Source organism: Nocardia sp. IBHARD005 (assembly GCF_052814245.1).
In genome coordinates this window covers 4,673,706-4,687,725 of the sequence record NZ_CP199935.1, presented here as the reverse complement: position 1 = coordinate 4,687,725, position 14,020 = coordinate 4,673,706, and the positions used below count along the sequence as shown (strand labels likewise).

General features: G+C 66.7%; 14 protein-coding genes. 5 read left to right on the top strand and 9 right to left on the bottom strand.

Annotated elements, in window-relative coordinates; genetic code table 11:
* Nucleotides 1-92: 92 nt before the first annotated feature.
* Complete coding sequence (locus tag ACTWPB_RS22115; protein WP_446222483.1) at nucleotides 93-1,103, bottom strand: glutathione S-transferase family protein; 1,011 nt, start codon at nucleotides 1,101-1,103, stop codon at nucleotides 93-95.
* Between the two features lie 291 nt (nucleotides 1,104-1,394).
* Between ACTWPB_RS22115 and ACTWPB_RS22110 the strand changes: the two genes are divergently transcribed.
* Entirely contained in the window at nucleotides 1,395-2,939 is a 1,545-nt protein-coding gene (locus ACTWPB_RS22110) for an MFS transporter (protein ID WP_446226441.1), read from the top strand.
* On the opposite strand, the gene ACTWPB_RS22105 is transcribed toward ACTWPB_RS22110, so the two are convergent.
* A complete protein-coding gene (locus tag ACTWPB_RS22105; RefSeq protein WP_446222482.1) occupies nucleotides 2,936-3,133 on the bottom strand; it encodes a BP74-related protein in 198 nt (65 codons plus the stop codon). The two genes, ACTWPB_RS22110 and ACTWPB_RS22105, sit on opposite strands and share 4 nt — an antisense overlap.
* 87 nt (nucleotides 3,134-3,220) lie before the next feature.
* Between ACTWPB_RS22105 and ACTWPB_RS22100 the strand changes: the two genes are divergently transcribed.
* The 3 genes from ACTWPB_RS22100 to ACTWPB_RS22090 all read left to right on the top strand — a co-directional run bounded on the left by ACTWPB_RS22100 (nucleotide 3,221) and on the right by ACTWPB_RS22090 (nucleotide 5,152).
* Nucleotides 3,221-4,423 carry a glycoside hydrolase family 76 protein gene (locus ACTWPB_RS22100; RefSeq protein WP_446222481.1) on the top strand — a complete coding sequence of 401 codons (1,203 nt, stop codon included), beginning with the start codon at nucleotides 3,221-3,223 and terminating at the stop codon, nucleotides 4,421-4,423.
* 409 nt (nucleotides 4,424-4,832) lie between these two features.
* Nucleotides 4,833-5,009, top strand: coding sequence for a hypothetical protein (locus ACTWPB_RS22095; RefSeq protein ID WP_446222480.1), 177 nt, complete (start codon nucleotides 4,833-4,835; stop codon nucleotides 5,007-5,009).
* Complete coding sequence (locus tag ACTWPB_RS22090) at nucleotides 5,006-5,152, top strand: hypothetical protein (protein ID WP_446222479.1); 147 nt, start codon at nucleotides 5,006-5,008, stop codon at nucleotides 5,150-5,152. Before ACTWPB_RS22095 ends, ACTWPB_RS22090 begins: the two co-directional genes overlap by 4 nt.
* Nucleotides 5,153-5,244: 92 nt before the next feature.
* Here ACTWPB_RS22090 and ACTWPB_RS22085 read toward each other — a convergent pair whose 3' ends face one another.
* From ACTWPB_RS22085 to ACTWPB_RS22055, 7 genes are all read right to left on the bottom strand, one after another.
* Entirely contained in the window at nucleotides 5,245-5,718 is a 474-nt protein-coding gene (locus ACTWPB_RS22085; RefSeq protein WP_446222478.1) for a hypothetical protein, read from the bottom strand.
* A gap of 281 nt (nucleotides 5,719-5,999) precedes the next feature.
* A complete protein-coding gene (locus ACTWPB_RS22080; RefSeq protein ID WP_446222477.1) occupies nucleotides 6,000-6,185 on the bottom strand; it encodes a hypothetical protein in 186 nt (61 codons plus the stop codon).
* Nucleotides 6,186-6,482: 297 nt separating this feature from the next.
* Nucleotides 6,483-7,280 (bottom strand): SigB/SigF/SigG family RNA polymerase sigma factor, encoded by a 798-nt coding sequence (locus ACTWPB_RS22075; protein WP_446222476.1) that lies wholly within the window; start codon nucleotides 7,278-7,280, stop codon nucleotides 6,483-6,485.
* Between the two features lie 46 nt (nucleotides 7,281-7,326).
* Nucleotides 7,327-7,527: a hypothetical protein gene (locus tag ACTWPB_RS22070; protein ID WP_446222475.1), complete on the bottom strand. Its 201-nt coding sequence runs from the start codon at nucleotides 7,525-7,527 to the stop codon at nucleotides 7,327-7,329.
* A gap of 111 nt (nucleotides 7,528-7,638) precedes the next feature.
* The gene (pepN, locus tag ACTWPB_RS22065; protein ID WP_446222474.1) at nucleotides 7,639-10,107 is read right to left on the bottom strand and encodes an aminopeptidase N; all 2,469 of its coding nucleotides are present in this window, start codon (nucleotides 10,105-10,107) and stop codon (nucleotides 7,639-7,641) included.
* A gap of 37 nt (nucleotides 10,108-10,144) precedes the next feature.
* Complete coding sequence (gene glmS / locus ACTWPB_RS22060) at nucleotides 10,145-11,977, bottom strand: glutamine--fructose-6-phosphate transaminase (isomerizing) (RefSeq protein ID WP_446222473.1); 1,833 nt, start codon at nucleotides 11,975-11,977, stop codon at nucleotides 10,145-10,147.
* A gap of 15 nt (nucleotides 11,978-11,992) precedes the next feature.
* On the bottom strand, nucleotides 11,993-12,262 hold the full coding sequence (locus ACTWPB_RS22055) for a hypothetical protein (protein ID WP_446222472.1): 270 nt from the start codon (nucleotides 12,260-12,262) through the stop codon (nucleotides 11,993-11,995).
* 154 nt (nucleotides 12,263-12,416) lie between these two features.
* Between ACTWPB_RS22055 and ACTWPB_RS22050 the strand changes: the two genes are divergently transcribed.
* Nucleotides 12,417-14,012: a hypothetical protein gene (locus tag ACTWPB_RS22050; RefSeq protein WP_446222471.1), complete on the top strand. Its 1,596-nt coding sequence runs from the start codon at nucleotides 12,417-12,419 to the stop codon at nucleotides 14,010-14,012.
* The last annotated feature ends 8 nt before the right edge of the window (nucleotides 14,013-14,020 follow it).

Below are 14,020 nucleotides of genomic sequence, written 5' to 3'. Positions count from 1 at the left end.
ACGCTAGCGATGACCACCGACACGAATCCGTCAAGGAGATCGCGGACCGGTCGTCGGAAGCTGTTGCCGCGCTTGACTATCCGGTTCGGCTCTCAGCTGATCGAGGGCACCTGCTCCGCGGGCAGGGGCGGAGGCGGTGGGGTGCCGTCGCCGAAGGGGCGTCCACCCAGTTCCTCGCGATGGTGCGGGGTGAGCCAAGTCGACAGATCCGGCCCCGCGGGGATGATCCCGGTGGGGTTGATATCGCGGTGCACGACGTAGTAGTGCTCCTTGATCTGCCCGAAATCGATGGTGTCGCCGAAGCCGGGGGTCTGGAACAGGTCGCGGGCGTAGGCCCACAGCACAGGCATCTCGCTGAGTGTGGTGCGGTTGCACTTGAAATGGCCGTGATAGACGGGATCGAAACGGGCCAGCGTGGTGAACAGCCGCACGTCGGCCTCGGTGATCGTGTCGCCGACCAGGTAGCGCTGAGTGCTCAGGCGATCGGTGATCCGGTCGAGTGCGGCGAAGAGCCGTGCGTAGGCGGCGTCATAAGCGTCCTGATCGCCGGCGAAACCGCAGCGATATACACCATTGTTGATGTCGCGGAACACTTCTCCGTTGATCTCGTCGATGTGGGCGCGCAGCGGTTCGGGATACAGCTGCGGGGCGCCCTGCCGGTGATAGGCGGTCCATTCGGTCGAGAAATCGAGGGTCATCTGCGCGTAGTCGTTGGTGACGACCTGCCCGGTCGCGATGTCGACCACGGCGGGCACGGTGATCCCACGCGGATACTCCGGAAACCGGGCCAGATAGGCGTCGCGCAGGCGGTGGATGCCGAGGACCGGATCGACTTGGCCCGGATCCAGATCGAAGGTCCAGCTGAGCTTGTCGTGGGTGGGTCCGCACAGGCCCAGCGACAGCACCGGTTCGAGCCCGAGCAGCCTGCGCACGATCAGCGTGCGATTGGCCCACGGACAGGCCCTGGCCGCGACCAGCCGGTACCGACCCGGTTCGACGGGGTAACCATCACCTCCGTCGGCGGTGATCCGCGTGGTGATGTAGTTGGTGTCGCGACGGAACTCGCCCGCCTCGACGTAGGTGCCCGCACCGGCATCGCTCACCGGCCCAGTCTCGCACACCCACGCGGTGGGCAACGCGACGCGACGAGTGCGCATCGACGTGTGCGGTGTGCGAATCTTCGATGAAATCGCGGTGGGTACCGCGTCGGGTGTTTCGCGGTACGGCCGGGCGAGGCCGTGCGGCAACGACGAAAGGGTCAGCAGGTGGCAGCGGGAATACCCATGGCACCCTGGCACTTCCGCCGGGGATCGCCGATCCGGCACCTCCGGCCGATGGCCGCGGGGCGTCTGGCGTCCTGATGACCCCGCCAGTACCCTGTGCCCGTGAGACCGATGGGCAATGCGCCGGGCGGGACGGCGCGACCGCGCGTCGCTCTGACCGCAGTCGCTGTAGTGGTATTTGTGACCTTCCTCGACACCACCGTCGTCAGCGTGGCGCTGGGGGATATCCGGCGTGATCTGAGTGCCGATGTGACGGCGCTGCAGTGGGTGGTCAACGCTTACACCGTGGTGTTCGCCGGGCTGATGCTGGCCGGTGGGTCGCTGGGGGACCGCTGGGGGCGCAAGCGGGTGATGATCGTCGGGCTGGTGATCTTCTGTGCCGGGTCGGTGGTCTCGGCGCTCGCGAGCAGCGTCGCGATGCTCATCGCCGGTCGCGCGATCATGGGGCTCGGTGCGGCGGCGTCGGAACCGGGAACGCTGTCGGTGCTTCGGCACATCTTCCCGGACGACCGCACGCGCGCGAAGGCGATCGGGGTGTGGGCGGCGGTGTCCGGACTGGCACTGGCGGCAGGGCCGGTATTGGGTGGTGTCCTTGTCCACGCGTACGGATGGCGCTCGATCTTCTGGTTCAACCTGGTGATCGCGGCGGTGGCGCTCGCGGCGGCGCTGTGGTCGGTTCCGGAAAGCGCGGACCCACGTCCCGAACCGATCGATTGGGCTGGGGCCCTGCTCGGCGCGACAGCTTTCGGGTCGGTGATCTACGCGGCCACCGTCGGCCAGGACCGGGGCTACACAGCACCATCGGTGCTCGTGCTGTTCGCGATCGGTGGTCTCGCGTTCGCCGGATTCATCGCCGTCGAACTGCGAGCGCGCGCACCGATGCTCGACTTCCGCTACCTGCGCCTGCCTGCCGTGCGGAGCGCATTGGTGGTCGCCTTCGCCGTCTATTTCGGTATCTTCTCGATCTTCTTCTTCACGGCGCTGTATCTACAAGTGATGCAGTCGTATTCGGGTGCGCGCACTGCCACGGTCTTCGCGCCGATGGCTGCCACGATCGTGATCGGGTCGCTGGTCGCGGGCTATTGGGTGGCGCGGCGCGGCGCCCGCATCCCTATGATCCTCGGCTGTGTGGTCGGCGCGGGCGGGATCCTGCTGACCCGCCACATGCTGGCCGGAACGCTGCACGATCCAACGCTGTCGGCTGCGATGGCGGTGGCGGGCTTCGGTTTCGGGATCGCGGTGGTGCCGTTGACGTCGGCGGTGCTGTCGGGCGTACCGTCCGAACACTCGGGAATGGCTGCCGCGGTGACCAATACGATGCGCCAGGTCGGCTCGGCGTTCGGTGTGGCGGTCCTCGGAGCGCTGGTGAGCGGATTCCTGTCCTCGGACCTGAAGGTGCGCATGAACGAACTGGGTCTGCCGACATCGCTGCAGCCCGACGCCATCCAAGCCGTAGAACTCGGGAAAATCCCCGAGGGCGTCGACATCGGCCCGTATCTGAAGTATCTGTCGAAGGTTTCCGAGGTCCTCAACGCCGGCAAGGCGGCCTTCCATCACGGACTCGACGTGGCTTTGCTGGTGTCGGCGTTGATGATCCTCGCCGCGGCGGCATTCACCGCGCTCGATACCCTACGTCACCGCGAGGACATCACCTAGATCTTCGGTCCCGAATTCCATACCGTGCTACTGATGCTCCACCTGTGGTTCTCGGCGTACACGATGCTCGAGTCGCAGACCTCGATGGCCTTGGTGAAGAAGGTGAGGGTGTCGGGATCCAGGGGGAAACTCCACCCGGGGTTCGTCGCCGTGCTCTGGTCCGGCGGGTTCCGCCAAACGTTTTCACGGCCCACCGGAGCAGTTCAAGCTTTGGCAATCCCGATAGGGGACTCTGGAGATTCGGCGCCACCGCCGTTGTCCAGGAGGAGGAGCCCGAGCGGATGGATCGCCGGAATCAAGCGTTCAGTCGGCGCCGCGTGCTGTGCGCGGCGGGGGCGGCGATCGCGCTGACCGCGGTGGGGCAGCCGACGCAGGTGGGCACGATCACCCGGAGCCGTTCTGCCGACCTCGGTGCGTGGGAGCGGGCTGAGCTGGCCGAACAGGCGATCGTGGAGCGGCATGTGCGCTCGCTCTGGGGGCTGCCACAGCGTCGCTTGGGCGCGCTCGTGTGGCCCGCGGATCTGGCCGAACGGGCGTTCGGGCGATGGTGCTATTGGTGGCAAGCCCACCTGCTCGACTGCGCGGTCGATGCCGCGCACCGCGCACGCACCCCCGGACGCATCGATCGGGTCGTCGCACTCGCGCTGGGTATCCGGACCCGCAACGTCACCGGTTGGACCAATCGGTACTACGACGACATGGCGTGGCTGGTGCTGGCGCTCGAACGTGCCGAGCGGCTGCTCGATATCCGGTTCGACGACGCGGTGGGGGATTTGCGGGCCGCTTTGATCGATGGCTGGAACCCGGATGTGGGTGCGGTGCCGTGGCGGTCCGGCGACGGCTACTACAACACGCCGGCGATCGGTCCGACCGGTATCGCGATGGCTCGCCTCGGCGAGCTGTCCCGCGCAGGCGAACTCGCCGATTTTATCGACACGCGATTGCGCGACGCCGGCAGTGGGCTGATCCACGATGGTGTTCACGAGCCCAGCGGGCGAGTGGATCGAACCGTCCACACCTACTGTCAGGGCGTGACCATCGGGCTGGAAGCCGAATTGGCGCTGCGCACAGGCAAATCCGGTCATCGCTACCGCGCGGCGGCCCTCGTCGCCGCAGTCGGGAACCGGCTCACCGCCGGGGGAGTGATCGCCGCGGCCGCCGGAAACGACTCGGGGCTCTTCATGGGAATCCTCGCGCGGTATCTCGCCGAAGCCGCACTGTCGCTGGGCAACACGACCGCAGCCGATATCGTGCACGCCTCGGCGCGGGCCGCATGGGCCAACCGCGCCGAGGTGGACGGCCTACCGCTGTTCGGCGCGGACTGGAACCGCCCGGTCGCGGTGCCGGAACATCCGGGAACCTTCCTCCAGCTCGCGGACGCGTCCGCTGCCTCGTCGGCGAACCTGAGCCGCGATCTCTCGGTGCAGCTGAGCGGATGGATGCTGCTCGAAGCCGACTACCGGCTCACCGCCGCAGGCCGCTGAACTCACTGCGCGGTCTGGGAGCAGCGCGAACTCGGCCTGGTCGACGGCGCCACCGCCGCCGACGCACTGATCGCGATCATGCTCGCGGGCACCATCGCGCACACCGCGGACCCGGTGACCGGCGTCGGCCTGTGGGCGCGCCAGCTCGCCTACGCGGACGCGAATATCACCGCAGGCCAACCGATCGCACCACTGATCGAACGGGCGATCCGCGACGGCCATCAGGGGATCGTGGAGCAACTGGCCGAGGGACTTCTTGACTGCGGCGAACAGATGCGTGACACCGCGATGAACCCGCCGACCTACGACCGCGGTGGCTTCGCCAAAGCCCTCTACGACACCTACCCCTACCTGCATGCCGCGCGCACAGTAGCCGGCGAACTGGCGGCGGATCTGCCCCGCCTGCGAGGTGCGCTTCGACCCCGCCACGCTCGGTATCGTGGTCGGCCTGTGGCTGCTCGAGAATGTTGCGGACGGTATCGCGGAGGCGATCAAGGAACAGTCTCAAGCCGCCACCCAGACACTCACCCAGCGCATCGGTGCCACCATCCGCCGCCGCGTCGGCCGTGAACTGCCCGAGGCATGAATTCCGGCACCGACGACACCGCGCTGGACAACGCCGTCGCCGCGACCGAATCCGCCTGGACCGAGGCCCGTTCCGCCCGAACTCCCGAGATTCCCACGGCCGACCTCGTCGAGGCGGCAACGCTCAACGTCACGCCGCCCTGATCGAAGCGGGCCTCCCGCCGCTGCCCGCCGACCGCGTTGCCCGCGCACTGCGCGCCGAGATCCGCAGACTCCTCGACGAGAGGTAAAGCACATCAGGGCATTTCGATCGTTTCAGCCCTGGCGATCTCGTTGATGGCGCGTTGAATGGACTGATGCGGTGGTGTCCGGGCGAGCTCGGCGAGGTACTCGATCAGCAGGATCGCCGCGGGTTGGGGGTGTGTCCCTCCGCGGTCCGGTTCCGCCGCCTCGTCGATCCCGAGCGCCCCGGTGAGCGCGCTGATGACCGTGGCGGCATCCAGTCGAGGCAGCCACGTGGCCGATCGCCGCACCACAGATTCCAGCACGGCGCGCACGGCGTCGCCGGTGAGGCCGTCCGGATGCGCGGTCTCGAGCAGTTCTCGGACGATGGCCGCCAGCACCGCGGTGACCTGATCGGCCGGGAGTTCGGACAGGTCCGCGGTGGTCGCGCTGAACCCGGATGCGTCGGCCGCCTTCGCCGCAGTGACGGCGGCCTCGACAGCGGTCGCGATCGCGCGGGCGGACGAAGGCCAGTCGGACGGCCACATGGGTAGTTCTCCTCGCGGGTCGGCGCACGTGCCTCGCATCCCTGCGTTTGCGGGCTGCGCTCAGCGTAGTCAGTGGTGCCGCGTGTGCCGCGCAGGGACCATAAGTTACTGATCATTTTGTGCAGACTTCGTTGCAAATGACTGTTGATCGATTGCACAAAGCGAATACGGCACTCGCGACCAGCTCGCCGAACTCATCTGAATCGCCGCGGCGATCAGCTCGCGCCGGGAGCGATCGCGGTCACCGAACTACCGGAAACCCGCGCGTAGGTGCGGAGGGATCATGGGCTCGGCTCCGGCAACTGGCATTCGGAGACCCTCGGGTTCAATCCCAGGTAGTTGAGTGGGCCCGCGAGCACTGTGAGACCGATCGTGCCCAAGTCGCCGCAGTTGTTCGGCGTATTCGTGAAATAGTCTCGCTGCATCGCCGCGAGCAGTCCGGCTCCGAACCAGACCAGCATCAGCATCGACAGCAGGAACCTGGCGGCTTGGTGGGCCGGTCGCCCGCGGATTTCCCGTACTTCGCGAATTTCTCGATCACGTCGATTCCGTCCACCGCGCATCGTCATCGCATCCTTCCCACCGGCGAGTATCACACTGATACACCATGTGAACAGCGACAACCCTGCTGACGCCGTCACGACACGCGCGAAGTACTGCCATCAACAGTGCAGCCCGGCAACCGCACAGTCAATGGCCGGGGTCAGCCGAATTCCTCGCCGACGAAGCCGTCACGCCGGCTCGGGAACCTGCGGGCGGGTTGTTCAGGGTGCGGGCACCGGTTGCTCGTCGGCGGTCTGGGCACGCAAACTACCCAGCAACCTGGTGAGCTTGCGGGAGACGCTCATCTGGGAGACACCGAGGCGTTCGGCGATCTCGCCCTGCGAGAGGGTTTCGTAGAAGCGCCAGATCAGCAATTGCCGGCCTTCCGGTGGCAGTTGCGCCAGCAGCGGCGCGACGGTGATCGTGTCTTCGGTGAGACAGTAGCTCGGGTCTTCGGCGCCGAAGGTCTCGGCGACGGTCATGCCGGGTTCACCGTCGTTGTCGCGGGCGGGAGTGTCGAGGCTTCGCGTCTGGAATGCGTTGGCTGCCACCAGGGTTCGGGTGATGTCGATGACCTGTACATCGAGCTCGGTGGCGAGTTCGATCGCGGTGGGGGAGCGCTGGAGCCTGCGACTCAACTCTTCGGCCGCCATCCGCACCGTGCCCTGGAGTTCCTTCTCGCGACGCGGCACGTGCAACGGCCAGATGTGGTCGCGGAAATGGCGGCGCACCTCACCCATGATGGTGGGCACCGCGAACCCGAGAAAGGGTGAACCGGTGGTCACGTCGTAGCGGTCGACCGCCATGACCATGCCGAGTCGTGCGGTCTGGAGCAGGTCGTCGAAGGCCTCGCCGCGGCCGGCGTACTTGCGAGCGATGTGGTCGGCGAGTGGTAGGCAGATCTCGATGATCCGGTCCCGCAAGGCGGCGTGTTCGGGGCCGTGGGGGTCGGTCAGCATCAGGTGCGTGAACAAGGGTTCGGCGTGTTCGTAGGTCCTGTTGTCGGTGGTCTGGGACATGGGGATCAGCTCCTGGCCTTCGAATACTCTCCGGTTCGGCGGAGATCTACAGTCTGTGCAGGCCGAGCATTCTGAAGGTCATGATCATGCCCGCGCCCAGGCTGGCGGCGCCGAAGATCGCCGCGGGCATCGACCCGGTGAGTGCTGCCAGGCCGAAGAGGAAGAACACGCAGGTGGCCAACATGATGGTGGTGCTGGTCAGATCCATGCTCGGCGTACTCGTTGTCCGATTACGTGAGGTGGTCATAGATCAAGGGTTCACCAACGCGGAGGTTATTAAACCGTTATTGGTTGACAGGGGTTGACAGAGAGACATTTTCGGATGTGGATGTTTAACCCCACTGCAAAATGGGAAACATCAATTCACCCCACGCACGCGCAAATCCCGGGCGAGGTGGTCGCGCTGTTCGATGATCAAGCGCCGCAACGCGTGCGGTGCGTCCGCGTTCGCCGCGAGCCACCGGTCCACCCCGTCGAGCGAATCGGCGGCGGGAAAGAGCCCGACCACGATGCGACGGGCGATCTCGATGCTCCGCTGATCCCACACCGCGCGCAGCGCCGCGAAGTACTCGGTGTCATAGCGCGCGATCAGGTCGCGGTGCCTGCCGGCGCGGAATCCGTCGATGGTGGCATCGAGGTGGTCATTGGTCAGGGTGGTGTCACCGAGCGCCGAATCCCACGCCGAGGCTTTGACTTCCGCTTCCGGGCGGGCCGCGAGGGCGCACCGGTGAGCGGTTCGCCCCGACGCGGTGTCGTCTCGTGCGAGTTCGGCGTCCAGTTCGGCGACCGGCGCCGCGCCGGTGGCGGCCAGCGCTGTCCACAGCGCCCAGCGCAGATCGGGATCGAGGGCCAGTCCTTCCGGTGCCCGGCCGAGGAGAATCTGCGCGATGTCGGTGGCACGGCGACCGTCGACTGTGGCGGCGGTCGCCGTCGCACGCGCCCAAGCCAGCTGCGCGCCGGAACCCGCCGCCGACGAATGCAAGGTGGCCCAGCATGATTCGAGCCACTCGCCGCGCCACCGATCCCGCGCCGGATCCGGCAGATAGTGCCCGATGGTGAACGACGCGTTCGACAGGACCGCCGTGAGCAGCGCCATGTTGGTTTCGGTCGGTGCGAAATCGCGAGCCATGGACAGGTAGCGTTCGGCGCCCAGTACCCCGTCTCGGGTGGCGTTCCACAGCGCCGACCAGATCAGTCCGCGCGCCAGCGGGTCGGTCACCCGATCCAGCGAACTCTCCACGGTGGCAATCGAATCCGAATCCAGGCGAACCTTGGCGTAGGTGAGATCGCCGTCGTTGAGCAGACGCAGCGGAGCCGGTGCGAGAGGGACCGGCGTATGTTCGTCGACGATGTCGAGTTCCACCCGTTCGCGGATCACCAAGTCGCCCACGGTATCGAAGTCGTAGAGCCCGACAGCGAGCCGGTGCGGACGCGGATCGGTTTGCACAATCTCACCGTTGTCGATGGTCAGCGTGGACACCCCGGAGGTCTGCAACCAAGCTCGCGCCCAGCCCGCCAGGTCGCGGCCCGAATCCGCCGACAATTCTGTCAGCAGGTCATCGAGGGTGGTATTACCGAAGGCGTGCGTCCGGAAATACCGGCGCACACCCGAGAAGAATTCCTCCCGGCCGACATAGGCGACCAACTGCTTGAGCACGCTGGCGCCCTTGGCATAGGTGATGCCGTCGAAGTTGAGCTTGGCGGCCTCGAGATCGGTGATGTCGGCGACGATCGGATGCGTGGTGGGCAGCTGATCCTGCAGGTACGCCCAGGCCTTGCGGCGGTTCGCGAACGCCACCCAGGCGTCGGTCCATTCGGTGGCCTCCGAACTCGCCAGCGCACCCATATAGTCGGCGAAGGATTCCTTGAGCCACAGGTCGTCCCACCACACCATGGTGACAAGATCGCCGAACCACATGTGCGCCATCTCGTGCAGGATCGTGTTCGCCCGGCCCTCGTACTGTGCGGTGGTGGCCGCACCACGGAACACATAGGCCTCGGTGAAGGTGACCAGCCCGGGATTCTCCATCGCGCCCAGGTTGTATTCGGGAACGAACACCTGGTCGTACTTGCCCCAGGGGTACGGATAGTCGAAGTGTTCGGCGAAGAAGTCCAGACCCTGCGACGTCACCTCGAAAATCGTGTCCGCGTCCAGGTAGCGGGCCAGCGAGGCGCGGCAATAGATTCCGAGACCGATCGTGAGTTCGCCTCGCGTCCAGGAGGATTCGACGCGATGGTACGGGCCTGCCGCCACCGCGGTGATATACGTCGAGATCGGCAGCGTGGGGGAGAATTCGACGTTCTGAATCACGCCGTTGTTCTGGATCGCCGCGAAAGGCCGGTTCGACACCACCTGCCAACCGGCCGGGGCCGTCACCGCGAACGTGAACGGCGCCTTCATATCCGGCTGTTCGAAGCATGCGAAAACCCGCCGCGCGTCCGCGGGCTCGTACTGGGTGTAGAGGTAGGTCTGGCCGTCGACCGGATCGAGGAACCGGTGCAGTCCCTCGCCCGAACGGCTGTACGCACCGGTGCCACGGACGACCACGACGTTCGTCTCGGTCAAGCCGCCGACAGTGAGCCGGGCCCCGTCGTACTCGACCGCCACGTCCGCACCGTTCACCGTCACCGACTCCACCGACAGACCGATGAAGTCGAGCCACGTCTGCTCGACCGTGGCATCGAACGTGACGGTCGTCGTCGTGGCGAAACCGGCGCGGGTCTGGTCCGGGGCCGCCGACAGGTCGAGTTCGACGCGGTAGTCGCCGACGGTGACCGCCGCTGATCGCGCGGCGGTCTCGGAGCGGGTCAGGTTCGCGGTGTTCACACCTAGATCCTGCCAGCCGAACCGTCGGCTACGAGTTCTATTCCACGGTGACGCTCTTCGCCAGGTTGCGTGGCTTGTCGACATCGCGACCGAGGGCGATGGCTGTGTGATAGGCCAGTAGCTGCAGCGGGATCGTCAGCAGCATGGGATCCAATTCCGGTGCGACCCTGGGGACCCGGATTACCTCGTCGGCCGTATTCGGCGGCAGGTCCGCGTTCGTGACGGCGATGACCGGCCCACCACGCGCCTTGATCTGTTCGATGGTGCTGAGGTTCTTGGCCAGCAGTTCGTCGTCGGGGACTATCACCACGCTCGGCATCTCCTGGTCGATCAGGGCGAGCGGACCGTGTTTGAGTTCGGAGGCCTGGTAGGCCTCGGCGTGCACGTAGGAGACCTCCTTGAGCTTCTGGGCGCCTTCGCGGGCGACCGGCCACGCCCGTACCCGGCCGATGAAGAACATGCTGCGGGCCTTGGCGTATCGGTGCGCGATCTCGGCGATGGCCTCTTCGTCGGTGAGGACCTGCTCGATGGCGTCGGGCAGCGCGCGTAGCCCGTCGACGATCCGGTGGCCGTCGGCTGCCGAGAGATCGCGTACCCGCCCGAGCAACAGCGCCAGCATCGTGAACGATACGGTCATGTTGGTCAATGCCTTGGTCGAGGCGACCGAGATCTCCGGGCCCGCGTGCAGGAACACCCCTGCCCCGCACTGGCGAGCGATCGCGCTGCCAACCACGTTGACGGCACCGATGACCCGGCCGCCCTTGCGCTGCAGCTCCTGCACCGCGGCGAGGGTATCGAGGGTTTCGCCGGACTGGCTGATCGCGACATACAGCGCGTCAGGGTCGACGACCGGATTGCGGTAGCGGAATTCCGACGCGGGCTCCGCGGTGGCCGGGATCCGGGCCAGTTCCTCGATCAGCTGGGCGCCGAGCTGGCCGGCGTAGTAGGCCGAGCCGCAACCGAGGAAGACGACCTTGCTGATGCTGCGCAGTTCGCGGGCGTCCATGTTCAACCCACCGAGGTGGGCGGTGGCGAAGCGGTCGTCGAGGCGGCCACGCAGCGCTCTGCGTACCGCCTCGCCCTGTTCGGCGATTTCCTTGCGCATGAAGTCGGGGAATCCGCCGAGTGCGTAGTCCTCGGCCACCATGTCGATGGTGGTCGGGGTCTTGTCGGTTTGCTCGGACTCGACTCCCAGTGTGCTGGTGCGGAATTCGCTGTCGCGGACCGTCGCGAGCTCGCCGTCGTCGAGGAACACCACGCGCTGGGTGTGGTGGACAAGGGCGGCCACATCGGAGGCCACGAACATCTCGCCGTCGCCGACGCCGAGCACGATGGGGCTGCCGTTGCGGGCCACCACCAGTTCGGTCGGTCGGCGCGCGTCGAGCACCAGCAGTCCGTAGGTGCCTCGGACCCGATGCAGTGCGATGCGAACGGCGTCCTCGAGGGATTCGGATTCCTCGAGTTCCCGGGCGACGAGGTGGGCGATCACCTCCGTATCGGTATCCGAGACCAGATCGATGCCGAGTGCGGTGAGCTCGGCCCGCAGCTGTTCGGCGTTCTCGACGATTCCGTTGTGTACCACGGCAATTCGCCCGCTGACATCGGTGTGCGGGTGCGCGTTGGTGTCGCTGGGCTCGCCGTGGGTGGCCCAGCGGGTGTGCGCGATGCCGACGGTGCCGCGCAGGGGCGTGGTGTCGGCCTTGTCACGCAGGTCCTGCACCCGGCCTCGGGTCTTGCACACGCGCGACTTCCCGCGATGGGGCAGCGCCAAGCCGGCCGAGTCGTAGCCGCGGTACTCGAGTCGATGCAGGCCCTCCAGCAGCACGGGAACAGCTTGCCGGTGACCGATGTATCCGACGATTCCACACATGGTGTGATGAACCCCTTACCCGTAGACGATGCGACGTAGTTGCCGTTCGGTGAAGGACGGGGCAGCGACCGGACGCGCGGCGAGTTCGGCGTCGAGTTGTCGCCAGATCTCGGCGTTGCGCATCTGCCGAGACTGCAACTCGGAGTGCCTGCGCCGGACGAACTGCTCGGCCGTCTCGTCGAAGTAGCCCACGATATCGGCGACGACGCGGGCGGCCACCCGTTCGGGTAGGCCGGTGGAGGCCACTACGTAGCGGACCAGCTCGGTGGGTACCCCGTCATTCACTCGCACGATCTTGCCTCGCCGCACCCGGTTCGCCAACACCCCTGCCCGAATTCGGGCAAGTAGTGGCTGAACTGGGTCTCGTCGGGGGTGCGTAGTGCGCGCGGCTGTCCCGGCCGATGCGCGCGGAGCTCATGCCGTTATCGCCTTGTGAGGTGTGAGCCGCGACTTGCGAACAATTTGCTGGAAGGCTGTCAAGGGGTACGGCAGACTACGCATCCGAGTGGAGGTTGTGGTGAGGCGACGAATGGGCGACGCATTCAGTGATCGGCTTTATTTCGCGGGCCCGGCGTCGGCCTCCGAGGCGGCCGGGGGTAGACCCGAATACGTCGTCGACGCGGCAATAGTGACGATTGCCGAAGAGATCGTGCGGACGGGTTTCGATGCCGAAGATACCGTGCATCAGCGGCTGCGGAGATTCTGTGCGCACGCGAAAGCTGAAGGCGCCATGGTGAATTGCCTGCTCGGTGCGGCGACCGCCGTGGAAGACGGCGGGGTGGTGCCCTTTGTCGGCCGGGTCGTCGGCAGGCTCGGGCACGCGGAATTGTTGTTCGATCTCGCGCTGGGTGAATCGGGCTTCGACCCGTTCGACGGTAACCCCGTGCTGAATTCGGTCGGGCCGGGCACCATGACGGAGCTGGATTTCGAATTCGTCATCGCTCAGGTGAGTGAGCTGGTGGATAGCTTGTTGCTGCCGAATTATCTGGCGTTGCTGGAATGGCGTGACCTCACCGGCGAAGCGCCGCGATCGCGCCGGCCGGAGCAGTCGGCCGCGCTGCTGTACGAGCTGAACGAACGGCTCGCGCCGGTCCTCGGCGAGATGCCGCTGGCCTGGCTGTTGCTGCATTACGCGGAGTTCGGCGTCGCGCCGCTGGCGGACTCGATCCATCGCGCGCTGCTGCGCACCAACGCCGCCGACGCCGTGTCCGCCGCGCGGACGGCGGCGGCGGCGCTCGCCGCGATGTCGTTCGTCTCCTCGTCGGCCCGGCTGGGCGAGCTGCCGGTGGTGTCGCGCCGTCCACGCCACCAGCCGACGCTGGTCACCGGCAATCACGTCATGGCCGATCTCGTCTGCGCGCTGTCGCGGTGCGATACCGCGAACGGCTGGCAGGCCGACGCGACACTGCTGCGAACCGCCGACGCGCAGACGGTCGGCTGGCTACTGGTCGAGGATCGCCGTCTTCGACGCGAAACCACCAGCAGCCGAAGCGATCTCATGGCATCGGCGATCGGGCTGGAGATCATGCTCGGTGTCGATCACACGTCGGGTTCGGCCCCGGCGGCGGTGCAGGCACCGACGGCGAGCGCGATCACCGCCGACCTGCTGCACGTGCTGCGCCTGCCCTGGGATCAGATCCCGGAATCGGCCAACTACACCCCGCGACACCTCGACGGTGCCCTGCGTTTGGCCTGTTGCGCGGTGGAAGCCATGGCCCCGGGCGCCGCGGCGATGCCGGATATTCTGCGCCGCGCGGCCGACCGCGCGATCCCCGCGCTGAGCGCCCGACCGGAACCACCGGTCTACCTCCAGGGCGCACTGGCCCTGCTCGAGGCCTGGCATCGCGGCGGTGCGCCCCGGACCCGACCCCTGCTCGAGGCAACCGAGCCCATCGCCCCCGTTGTCTTCACCACGCTCTTGCTGATCGGCGCGGCACTACTCGAAATGCTGGCCGAGGAGTTCGATGCGGACGTGACGCACGTACTCGACGCACTCGAGACGCGACTACGAGCACGCGACCGCTTGTCGGAGTAACGACAGAC